Origin of the sequence: Rhizobium sp. CCGE 510 (assembly GCF_000292525.1) — a bacterium.
Taxonomy (GTDB): Bacteria; Pseudomonadota; Alphaproteobacteria; order Rhizobiales; family Rhizobiaceae; genus Rhizobium.
This window is the reverse complement of sequence record NZ_AEYF01000002.1, coordinates 17676-26968: the sequence shown is the minus strand read 5'-3', so window position 1 is coordinate 26968 and position 9293 is coordinate 17676. Positions and strand designations below refer to the sequence as shown.

The 9293-nt window shown below is 60.5% G+C and carries 14 protein-coding genes; 3 read left to right on the top strand and 11 right to left on the bottom strand.

Features of this window, described 5'->3' with window-relative positions:
* The first annotated feature begins 28 nt into the window (after positions 1-28).
* A complete protein-coding gene (locus tag RCCGE510_RS01845; protein ID WP_007626587.1) occupies positions 29-991 on the top strand; it encodes a lysylphosphatidylglycerol synthase domain-containing protein in 963 nt (320 codons plus the stop codon).
* Here the strand turns inward: RCCGE510_RS01845 and RCCGE510_RS01840 are convergent.
* The 4 genes from RCCGE510_RS01840 to RCCGE510_RS01825 are packed head-to-tail and all read right to left on the bottom strand — an operon-like array spanning position 959 to position 3298.
* Positions 959-2200: an RNA polymerase sigma factor gene (locus RCCGE510_RS01840; RefSeq protein WP_007626586.1), complete on the bottom strand. Its 1242-nt coding sequence runs from the start codon at positions 2198-2200 to the stop codon at positions 959-961. The two genes, RCCGE510_RS01845 and RCCGE510_RS01840, sit on opposite strands and share 33 nt — an antisense overlap.
* A 9-nt stretch (positions 2201-2209) precedes the next feature.
* Complete coding sequence (locus tag RCCGE510_RS01835) at positions 2210-2569, bottom strand: YciI family protein (RefSeq protein WP_007626585.1); 360 nt, start codon at positions 2567-2569, stop codon at positions 2210-2212.
* Between the two features lie 2 nt (positions 2570-2571).
* Entirely contained in the window at positions 2572-2931 is a 360-nt protein-coding gene (locus tag RCCGE510_RS01830; protein ID WP_007626584.1) for a YciI family protein, read from the bottom strand.
* Positions 2932-2941: 10 nt separating this feature from the next.
* A complete protein-coding gene (locus RCCGE510_RS01825; protein ID WP_007626582.1) occupies positions 2942-3298 on the bottom strand; it encodes a YciI family protein in 357 nt (118 codons plus the stop codon).
* Between the two features lie 156 nt (positions 3299-3454).
* Here RCCGE510_RS01825 and RCCGE510_RS01820 point away from each other — a divergent pair, with 156 nt between their 5' ends.
* Positions 3455-3670, top strand: coding sequence for a hypothetical protein (locus RCCGE510_RS01820; RefSeq protein WP_007626580.1), 216 nt, complete (start codon positions 3455-3457; stop codon positions 3668-3670).
* Positions 3671-3679: 9 nt separating this feature from the next.
* On the opposite strand, the gene RCCGE510_RS01815 is transcribed toward RCCGE510_RS01820, so the two are convergent.
* The 5 genes from RCCGE510_RS01815 to RCCGE510_RS01795 form a co-directional block, all read right to left on the bottom strand.
* Entirely contained in the window at positions 3680-5182 is a 1503-nt protein-coding gene (locus RCCGE510_RS01815; protein ID WP_007626578.1) for an AMP nucleosidase, read from the bottom strand.
* Positions 5183-5356: 174 nt separating this feature from the next.
* Positions 5357-5536 carry a hypothetical protein gene (locus tag RCCGE510_RS01810; RefSeq protein ID WP_007626577.1) on the bottom strand — a complete coding sequence of 60 codons (180 nt, stop codon included), beginning with the start codon at positions 5534-5536 and terminating at the stop codon, positions 5357-5359.
* 144 nt (positions 5537-5680) lie between these two features.
* Positions 5681-5983: a type II toxin-antitoxin system RelE/ParE family toxin gene (locus tag RCCGE510_RS01805; protein WP_007626576.1), complete on the bottom strand. Its 303-nt coding sequence runs from the start codon at positions 5981-5983 to the stop codon at positions 5681-5683.
* Positions 5980-6249, bottom strand: a complete 270-nt coding sequence (locus tag RCCGE510_RS01800; RefSeq protein ID WP_007626575.1) for a CopG family ribbon-helix-helix protein — start codon at positions 6247-6249, stop codon at positions 5980-5982. The genes RCCGE510_RS01805 and RCCGE510_RS01800 overlap by 4 nt, the downstream gene beginning before the upstream one ends.
* Before the next feature lie 72 nt (positions 6250-6321).
* Positions 6322-6660 (bottom strand): DUF2147 domain-containing protein, encoded by a 339-nt coding sequence (locus tag RCCGE510_RS01795; protein ID WP_007626574.1) that lies wholly within the window; start codon positions 6658-6660, stop codon positions 6322-6324.
* A 445-nt stretch (positions 6661-7105) separates the two neighbouring features.
* Between RCCGE510_RS01795 and RCCGE510_RS01790 the strand changes: the two genes are divergently transcribed.
* Entirely contained in the window at positions 7106-7372 is a 267-nt protein-coding gene (locus tag RCCGE510_RS01790) for a sel1 repeat family protein (RefSeq protein ID WP_007626573.1), read from the top strand.
* Positions 7373-7575: 203 nt separating this feature from the next.
* Here RCCGE510_RS01790 and RCCGE510_RS01785 read toward each other — a convergent pair whose 3' ends face one another.
* Together RCCGE510_RS01785 and RCCGE510_RS01780 are read right to left on the bottom strand one after the other, a co-directional pair.
* Complete coding sequence (locus RCCGE510_RS01785) at positions 7576-8688, bottom strand: pyridoxal phosphate-dependent aminotransferase (RefSeq protein WP_007626570.1); 1113 nt, start codon at positions 8686-8688, stop codon at positions 7576-7578.
* 186 nt (positions 8689-8874) lie between these two features.
* On the bottom strand, positions 8875-9276 hold the full coding sequence (locus RCCGE510_RS01780; protein ID WP_037077506.1) for a pilus assembly protein PilZ: 402 nt from the start codon (positions 9274-9276) through the stop codon (positions 8875-8877).
* Positions 9277-9293 lie beyond the last annotated feature (17 nt).

The following is a 9293-nucleotide window of genomic DNA, read 5'->3' as shown; positions in this document are numbered from 1 at the left end:
GCCGACCTAAGCAAGGAATGCCTACTACATGAAGAGTTCGATCGTTGAAAGCCGGCAATCCTGGTTTATGCGCAATCGCATGACGGTGCTGACGGTCGTCATCGTCGCGGCCTATGCGCTCTTCATCCAATGGTTCTGGGGTTGGCCTGTTATTATCAGGCAGTGGGCCGATGTCGGCGCCGGTCCGGTGATCGGCGCGCTGGTGCTCCTGACGAGCACCTATTTCCTGCGCACCTGGCGCATCTATGATTATTTTCCGAAGGAGACGGCCGGCCGGTTCGCAGTCCTATTCCGCGTCACGCAGATCCACAACCTGTTGAACATCATGCTGCCCTTCCGCACCGGCGAGACCAGCTTTCCGCTGCTGATGCGCGCGGAGTTCGGCATTCCGCTGACGCGCGGAACCTCGGCGCTGTTCGTCATGCGGCTGCTCGACCTGCACGCGCTTGTCGCCGCCGCCGGCATCGGTTTCGCCGTTGCCGCCGCCGATGCGGCTGTTGCCTGGTTGCTCTGGACGGTCTTTCTGCTGCTGCCTGTCGCAGCTTTCGCCGCCCGCAAGCCACTGCTGCGCCTCGCCGCCAAGCTCCTGCCGGAGAAGGTGCAGAAATTCGTCGCCGAGATCGAAACCGGGTTGCCGGTCGATGCCATCTCTTTTGCGCGCGCCTGGGCGATGACCATCGTCAACTGGCTGGTGAAGGTGATGGTGCTGGCCTGGGCGCTCGGCCTGATGGGGGTGCTGCCCATGGCGGCAAGTTTCGGCGGTGCGCTCGGCGGCGAACTCTCCTCCGTGCTGCCGGTACATGCGCCGGGCGGGGTTGGCACCTATCCGGCCGGCATCACCGCCGGCGCCATTGCTCTCGGGGCTTCAAGCGAGCGTATGGCCCTGGCCGCACTGGCACAGGCGAGCGTCAATGCCCATCTGCTGATCATCGTCTCAGCGCTCACCGGCACGGCGATCTCACTGCCGCTCGGGCGTCGCGGCAAGCTCTGAAATCCGTTTTCTTAAGAATGCCTGCTCGGGCTCCTGCCCGCAGAGCGACAGCGCCGTTTCATAGGCCGTGATCGCTTCTTGTCTCCGGCCGAGACGGCGCAGGAAATCGGCGCGCGCCGAATGGGCGAGATGATAGGCCCGCAGTTCCTGGCGTCCCAGAATGGCATCGATCAGATCCAGCCCCTTCGCCGGCCCTTCCGCCATCGCGATCGCCACGGCGCGATTGAGCTCGACGATCGGGGAGGGCTGGGCCGCCAGAAGCAGATCGTAATAGAAGGCGATCCGCCGCCAGTCGGTCTCATCGGCAGCAGCTGCCCTGGCATGCTCGGCGGCGATCGCCGCCTGCAGTGTATAGGTGCCGATTTCTGCCGCCCGCATCGCTTCGGCAAGCAGCGACAATCCTTCCGTAATTTTCGCATGATCCCAGAGCGAACGGTCCTGATCGGCAAGCAGCACCAGCGCCCCCTGCTCATTGCTGCGGGCGGTGCGGCGGGAGTCCTGCAGCAGCATCAGCGACAGCAGGCCACGGACGTCGGGATGTGGCAGCAGTGCCAGAAGCAGCCGCGCCAGACGTATCGCCTCCGCGGTCAGGTCGGCACGGACCACGTCCTCGCCGGAAGAGGCGGAATAGCCCTCGTTGAAGACTAGGTAGATGACGTGCAGCACCTGGTCGAGCCGCTCAGGCAGCGCCTCGCGGTCTGGCACCTCATAGGGGATGTTCGCCGTCCGGATCCTGTTCTTGGCGCGCACGATACGCTGGGCGATTGTCGGCGCCGGGACGAGGAAGGCATGGGCGATCTCCTCGGTGGTCAATCCGCAGATTTCCCGAAGCGCCATCGCCGTCTGCGCATCGGAGGGGATGGCGGGATGGCAGCAGGTGAAGATCAGCCGCAGCATGTCGTCTTCGATTGGTTCCATGTCGCCGATGTAAGTTGCCTCAGGCGTGTAGAGGCTGTCCTCGATGTGATGCTGCGACGCATCGAAGCGCGCTCGCCGCCGGATCGTGTCGATCGCTTTGAAGCGCCCCGTGGAAACAAGCCAGGCGAAGGGATTGCCGGGAATGCCGTCGGCCGGCCATGTCCGGGCGGCCGCGGCGAAGGCGTCGTGCAGCGCTTCCTCAGCCCGGTCGAAATCCCCGAGCAGGCGGATCAGCGTCGCCAGCACCCGGCGCGATTGGCTTCGATAAATCTCTTCGATCACGCTTTCCAACGGCGCACCTCAGTCCGGCAGGGTTAGCATCCGCACGGGCCGGAGTTCGACCGCGCCGAAACGCGCCGAAGGTATCCGCCCGGCGATCTTTTTTGCCGTCGCCATATCAGGCGCTTCGATAACGTAGAAGCCGGCCAGATGCTCCTTGGTCTCGACATAGGGACCGTCGGTCGCCGACAGTGTGTTGTCTCGAACACGCAGCACGCTCGCCTTGTCAGGCATTTCAAGGGCATCGGCATGGATCATCACACCGTCGCGGCGCAGTTCCTCGTCGAAGGCGAAATGCGCTTTGATGAGGTCATCGGTCTCTTCAGATGTCAGCGTGCCGTCGGTGTCGGCGCTGTTATAGATCAGGCAGATGTAGCGCATGACTATTTCCCATCTTGGATGGCATAAGTCGGGCGCACTTCGATCGAGCAATATTTGAGGATCGGAAAACTGGACACGATGGTCTTCGCCTCCTCGATATTCTCGGCTTCTACAAGCACGAAACCACCGAGGTGCTCTTTGATTTCGGCAAACGGGCCATCGGTCGCGGAGGCCTCGCCGTTGCGCAGGCGGACCGTGATCGCCGTTGACGGTTGATGCAAGGCGAGCGCCACCAGCAGATGACCGCTCTCGCGCCAGCGATTGTCGCTGACAATGCACTCCTGTGTGAGCGCATCCCACTCGGTCTGAGGGACCAGCTTGCTTTTCTCAGTGTCGAACCAGATCTGGCATAGAAACTTCATTGGTACCTCCTCATTGAGCCCCGAATTCGTGGATGGGCCGCACCTCGATCGCACCGAGCTTGGCGAGCGGGATACCGGCTGCGACGCGGACCGCTTCGTTGAGGTCCTTGGCCTCGATCAATATAAAGCCGCCGAGCGCCTCCTTGGTCTCGGCAAAGGGACCGTCCGTGACCGACATCTCACCGTCCCGCACCCGGACGGTCACCGCCGATGTCGGCGGCTGCAACGCCTGGGCGACGATCATATGGCCGCTTTCGGCGAGGTCCCTGTCATAGTTAAAGGAATTGATGTCGAGTTCGGTCTTCTCCTCTTTCGTCATGGCGTCGAGTACTCCGCCACCGAACCAGACCTGACAGAGATATTTCATCGCAGACAGCCTCCTTGTGAGTGTTCAATAACCCTGGACGACCGAGCTCCACGCATTTCGACAGCAGCGCGCAAAAATCTTTTGTGCCGGTCCGGTGTCGAAATCACAAGGCAGCGCTCGACAAGGCTTCGTCGAAACCTGTCGAGGAGAATGGCAATGAGTATTCTTGAAATTGCGCTGGCAAGCCAGATCTGGGCGCGCCGCCGCGAAAAGCGTGAGCTGGAGTTCCTCGAAAGCGATGGGCTGAAGATTCTCCTGCGCGTCGCTTTCGCCTTCCTGGCCTTCACCCTGTTGATCGCAGGGCTGAATATTGCCGCCGGCAGGCCGCAGATGCTCGCGCAACAGTCGGTGCCTCATATGGCGGACCGGTGAGGAAACGGCCTACTGGAAGGCCGTTTCGAAGAAGCTGCGCAGCTTGCGCGAATGCAGGGCTTCCGTCGGCATGGCGGCAAGCTTCTGCACGGCGCGGATGCCGATTTGCAGATGCTGGTTGACCTGCGTGCGGTAGAAGGCCGTCGCCATGCCCGGCAGCTTCAATTCGCCGTGCAGCGGCTTGTCGGAAACGCAAAGCAGCGTGCCGTAGGGCACGCGGAAGCGGAAGCCGTTGGCGGCGATCGTCGCCGATTCCATGTCGAGCGCGATTGCGCGCGCCTGGGACAGCCGCTTCACCGGCCCGCGCTGGTCGCGCAGTTCCCAGTTGCGGTTGTCGATCGTCCCGACGGTCCCGGTGCGCATGATGCGTTTCAGCTCGAAACCCTCGTAGCCGGTGATTTCGGCAACGGCTGCCTCAAGCGCCACCTGCACTTCGGCCAGCGCCGGGATCGGCACCCAGACCGGCAGATCGTCGTCGAGAACATGGTCTTCGCGCATATAGGCATGGGCAAGCACATAATCGCCGAGCCGCTGGCTGTTGCGAAGACCGGCGCAGTGGCCGAGCATCAACCAGGCATGCGGGCGCAGCACGGCGACATGGTCGGTGATCGTTTTGGCGTTGGAGGGGCCGACGCCGATATTGATCATGGTGATCCCGGCATGGCCCTTCTTCTTCAGATGGTAGGCCGGCATCTGCGGCAGGCGGGTAAGTGCGGCATCCGTTTCCGGCGCGCTCGAGCCGGGCAGGGTGACGATGTTGCCGGGCTCGACGAAGGCCGTATAGCCGTCGCCGCCCTCCGCCATCAGCTTGCGTGCCCAGCTGCAGAATTCGTCGATATAGAACTGATAGTTCGTAAACAGCACGAAATTCTGAAAATGCTCGGCATGCGTTGCCGTATAATGCGACAGACGGGCGAGCGAGTAGTCGATGCGTTGCGCCGTGAACGGCGCAAGCGGCGAGGGCTCGCCCGGTGGTGGAATATATTCGCCGTTGGCGATCTCGTCGTCTGTGGTGTTGAGGTCGGGCGTGTCGAAAATATCGCGCATCGGAATGTCGATGAAGGCATTGGTCGATGCTTCCACATGCGCACCCTCGCCGAAGGCGAAGTGCAAGGGGATCGGCGTCGTCGATTCCGAGACGATGATCGGAACATTGTGGCTCTTCAACAGGAGCGCCAACTGCTCCTTCAAGTAATGCTTGAAGAGCTTCGGCCGGGTGACTGTCGTCGTATAGATGCCCGGTGCCGTGACATGGCCGTAAGAGAGGCGCGAATCGACATGGCCGAAGCTTGTCGTCTCGATGCTGACCTGCGGATAGAAAGCACGGTAGCGCGAGGAGATCGGAGCGCCTTGCGCCAGCTCGGCGAAGCTCTTGATCAGGAACGCCGTATTGCGCTCGTAAAGCGCCGTTAACGCTTCCACCGCCTTGGCGGGATCATCAAAGCTCTGCGGCTGGAAAGGGGGTGGTGAGGATATGTCGAGCGGTGACAAAGGGGAGATTCGTTTGTTCATGACGCATTATAGAGAGTTGTTTTTGACAAGCAAACGACGCGCGCCGGCGGATTCGGATTATTTATCGTTTTGCCTGTCTGATGCGAATGCCTGTCGCCCAAAAGTGCGCAGCGGTTTTGGGACAACGACATGCATAAATCTAAGACCTAAAGCGCATCGCACGATGCGCTTTAGTCACTGCACCGATGGCGCGCAGAAGGTGCCGTTTCTCTCCAGGCAGGTATAGCTCGCCCCGAAATGCGACTGTGCGCCACCGCCGCCATTGTGCACCACCACCGCCGACAACGTGATGGCGAAGATCGCAGCAAACAGTGTGATGATGCTGAAACGCCTTGCCAGAATATACATGTCCATTGCCTTGCCCCCGATACGCAACTCTATCGTGACAAGGGTTTTGCCATGGGGCGGCTGAATGAGTGCTGAGACATCGGTTCATCCAGCGTTCAGCTTGCTGGGCAGATTCGGATAATCGCTGTGCCGGCGCCTCACGAGCCGCTTCTAAGTTGTTTCCGAGGTTGGCCAATCCCGCGCAGTATGGATCACACGCAAGATGACAACGCTTTCACGTCCAGCGATCGATCGCAGTTCGTAGGAAATTATGTAAGGGAGGCGGGCGAGAGACTTTTCATAAGTGCCAGTTACTCGCCCTGACCGGCCGGTTGCAAACTCGCCCAGTTTCTTGCCGGCATCCTCGATGGCGTTCACAACCCTTTCGGCTGCATCGGGGTTGTCCACTGCGATGTAACGCAGAATTTCCAGGTTATCTCGGTGCGCTGCTTCAGACCAGAAAACTGGCCTCATCCGCGCGCAGCCTTCCTGCGCTTGGCATCCTCGATAACCTCACGCATTTCAGCGACGGCCTTTTCGTGTGGTAGAACGCGCCCGGCTTCCGCATCGGCCACGCCCCGCTTGATGCCCTCGATGATTTCGAGCTCGCGGTCCACATAGGCCGCTACGGCCTCGCCGGCGAGGAATGACTTGCTCCGTTGCGTGTCGGCTGCAATTCGGTCGAGCTTTTCTTTTACCTCGGGGCGGACCCGAATCGTCATGGTCGTGCTGGCGGCCATTTGAAAGCTCCTGTGTTTAACTGTGTACAGTCTAACACATGTCGGTCTTGGCGGCTATCCGCCCCCGTTCTCTCAGAGCCGTGTCCATGTTTGCGCCTTGCAGAGAACCTTCATCACACAGCCTTGCATCCTCAACGAATTGCCGGAGATCTTGCCCGAGCCGCTATAAGTCTTGTCGGCCGCCGGGTCGGTGATCTCGCCGGCATAGCTGCCGCCGGTTCCAGCAAGGGTGCCGATCTTCCGGCCGGCATATTTGCCGGTCTTCAGCGTTACGCAATAACTGCCGCCGCAGGAAGCGATCACCGCCGTATCGCCGGCGGCCGTCTTCCAACTGCCGACGATCGGTTCCTCGGCATGCGCGATCCCCGCGATCATTGATATGGCGCCGGCGAGAACGAAGCTGCGGATCATCTTTTCCTCCATGATGTCTCTGACCGGCCGCGAAAATAACTGACGCGAACGTAAAGATAAATAAGCATGGTCGTTATCGCGCAAACGGGGCAAAAGATGCGAGAAAAAGCCGTGCGGCGAGCTTGCGATGATATCGCTTGCTGATTTCATGATGAACGATCCCTTTATTTTCAAATCTGAATCTTTCGTAAAAGTCGAGCGAAAGTCCTTAATTCGCAAGGCATCTGATGTTTAACAAAAATCCAAATTTACCAAGCATTTGCACTTTGTTTGTCTAGAATTAATCATGCATTTTAGGCGTTTTTTGAAGGCCGTTTGGCATAGTGAACCCATCAAACGAGCGGGGCAAACCCGCCGGACCGTAAGGGCCGCAAGCCGCGACAGACGGCAAGGCCCAGAGGTAAAAACAGGGTAAGTCATAAACAGGCTAACAGGGATAAAACCGATGGCACGCTTTGAAATGCATAATGCTGAAACGGCCACCATGGGTGGCGACAACAGCGCCGATGTCTTCTGCGAAATGGGTCTGATGTATGCGACCGGCCGCGGCTGCGAAATCGATCTGGTCGCAGCTCACAAATGGCTGAACATCGCCGCAATCAAGGGCAACGACCGCGCCGCCGAGCTTCGTGCCGACGTGGCCGCCGCCATGGACAAGATGCAGCTCGTGGCAGCGCTGCGCGCCGCCCGCGAGTGGATGACGGTTCACTGATATTATCCTGCCGGCAAATCGGCAGGAACGATATAACAACCTCGGAAAGAGGGAGCTGGCGGGGCGCTTTGAACGGGGCCGACGCCGGGAGAACGGAACCGCGACCGGATCCTCCACCGGCCGCGGTTCTTGCTGTTTTGCAGCATCGAGTGAGAGCATGATGTCATGAGAAAACCTCTGACACTTTTCGGCATCATGCTCTATCAGCCGACTTTTTTCAGCACTTGCGGCAGCATTTCTTCGAGAAGCGCCATATCCGCCTCCGGTCCGACACTGACGCGAATGCAGCGATTGAGCGGCGCCACGCCGGGCATGCGGATGAAGACGCCGCGTTCCATCAGACCGTCGACGATCGCCCTGGCATAAGCGCCGTCGCGGCCGGCGTCGATCGCCACGAAATTCGTAGCCGAGGGCAGGGGCTCAAGGCCGTTTGCCCGGGCGATACCGGCGATCCTCTCCCGCGCTGCGTGGATTTTCCCGACCACCTCGGCGAGATAGGCCTGGTCCCTGAGAGCGGCGAGCGCTGCTGATGTCGCCAGCCGGTTCATGCCGAAATGATTGCGAATCTTGTCGAAAGCTTCAGCCGTCCCGGCCGTCGAGATCACGTAGCCGGTGCGCGAGCCGGCAAGCCCGTAAGCCTTTGAGAAAGTACGGGTGCGAACGACGTTCGGCATATCGATGAGCGAGGAGATCGACGGCAGCGACCGTGTCGGCCCGGTCTCGCTATAGGCCTCGTCGAGCACCATCAGCGTCGTCTCGGGCAGCGCCCGGGCGAAAGCGACGATCCTGTCGGCATCCCACCAGCTTCCCATCGGGTTGTCGGGATTGGCGAAATAGACGAGCGGCGCGTTCTCGCGCTTCACAGCATCCAGTAGCCCGTCGAGATCCTCACGGTCGTTTGCGTAGGGAACGGTCACCAGTCGGCCGCCGAAACCGGTGACATGGAAGTTGAAGGTCGGGTAGGCGCCGAGCGAGGTGACGACAGGCGCACCCGGCTCGACCACCAGCCGGACGATCTGGCCGAGCAATTCGTCGATGCCGCTGCCGATGGCAATATTGGCGGTGGAGATGCCGAGATAAGCGGCAAGCGCTTGCCTCAGCGCGAAATTCTCCGGATCATTGTATTTCCAGATATCGCCAGCTTCCTCGCGCATCGCCGCAAACACCGAGGGGGCTGGACCAAAGCCGTTCTCATTGGCGCCGATGCGCGCCAGAACGGCAAGTCCGCGTTGGCGCTCGATCGCCTCGGGGCCAACGAAGGGGACTGTGGAAGGCAGGGCGCTGGCAAGAGGCGTGAAGCGCGAAAAGGCGGACATGCGACGGCGGGTTCCCGGATAGCGTGACAATTGGCGAAACAATAGGCCCGGGCACGGCCAACGCAAGCAAGATTATTTCCACAAGGACAGCCCAGCGCGTCTTTTCAGACGCGACACGCCGATCCGGATTCAAGGAATTACGCGGCAGCCTGTTGCCGGCCGGTTCACGCCGGGAAGCCCGCCTGTTTACGCGCGAAAGATTGGCGCGCGCCGGGCGGCGATCGCTTCCATATTGCCGACGAGGAAATCGGTGCGGACGACACGGCGCAGAACCTCAGGGTCCATGATGTTGATGAACCGCACGCCGATGCGTTCTTTGTGACGATAGACCTCGGCGCATCCGATGCGATAGGCGAGGCCGAGAATGTTGAGATAATAATGTTTTGGCAGGCCTGCCGTGGTCGATACGACGAAGGTGGCGCCACCCTGGGAAATATCGATGATCTCGGCGCTTCGCATCGAGACGCCTGTGAGGCACGGCCGGACGGCGACGATGCGGGCTGGCCGCTTGACGCTGAATTCTTCCCAGCGCAGGTCGTAGACAGCGGACTTGACCGTGGCAAGGTGTGTGGCGCGGAGCATAGACATTCACATTCTCCGTCAGT

Excerpts from the sequence above, each read along its gene's own strand:
- RCCGE510_RS01805 (WP_007626576.1), bottom strand. The coding sequence starts at position 5,983 with ATGAGGCCAGTTTTCTGGTCTGAAGCAGCGCACCGAGATAACCTGGAA.
- RCCGE510_RS01810 (WP_007626577.1), bottom strand. The coding sequence starts at position 5,536 with ATGGACATGTATATTCTGGCAAGGCGTTTCAGCATCATCACACTGTTT.
- RCCGE510_RS01800 (WP_007626575.1), bottom strand. The coding sequence starts at position 6,249 with ATGGCCGCCAGCACGACCATGACGATTCGGGTCCGCCCCGAGGTAAAA.
- RCCGE510_RS01825 (WP_007626582.1), bottom strand. The coding sequence starts at position 3,298 with ATGAAATATCTCTGTCAGGTCTGGTTCGGTGGCGGAGTACTCGACGCC.
- RCCGE510_RS01815 (WP_007626578.1), bottom strand. The coding sequence starts at position 5,182 with ATGAACAAACGAATCTCCCCTTTGTCACCGCTCGACATATCCTCACCA.
- RCCGE510_RS01845 (WP_007626587.1), top strand. The coding sequence starts at position 29 with ATGAAGAGTTCGATCGTTGAAAGCCGGCAATCCTGGTTTATGCGCAAT.
- RCCGE510_RS01790 (WP_007626573.1), top strand. The coding sequence starts at position 7,106 with ATGGCACGCTTTGAAATGCATAATGCTGAAACGGCCACCATGGGTGGC.
- RCCGE510_RS01780 (WP_037077506.1), bottom strand. The coding sequence starts at position 9,276 with ATGTCTATGCTCCGCGCCACACACCTTGCCACGGTCAAGTCCGCTGTC.
- RCCGE510_RS01795 (WP_007626574.1), bottom strand. The coding sequence starts at position 6,660 with ATGATCCGCAGCTTCGTTCTCGCCGGCGCCATATCAATGATCGCGGGG.
- RCCGE510_RS01835 (WP_007626585.1), bottom strand. The coding sequence starts at position 2,569 with ATGCGCTACATCTGCCTGATCTATAACAGCGCCGACACCGACGGCACG.
- RCCGE510_RS01830 (WP_007626584.1), bottom strand. The coding sequence starts at position 2,931 with ATGAAGTTTCTATGCCAGATCTGGTTCGACACTGAGAAAAGCAAGCTG.
- RCCGE510_RS01785 (WP_007626570.1), bottom strand. The coding sequence starts at position 8,688 with ATGTCCGCCTTTTCGCGCTTCACGCCTCTTGCCAGCGCCCTGCCTTCC.
- RCCGE510_RS01820 (WP_007626580.1), top strand. The coding sequence starts at position 3,455 with ATGAGTATTCTTGAAATTGCGCTGGCAAGCCAGATCTGGGCGCGCCGC.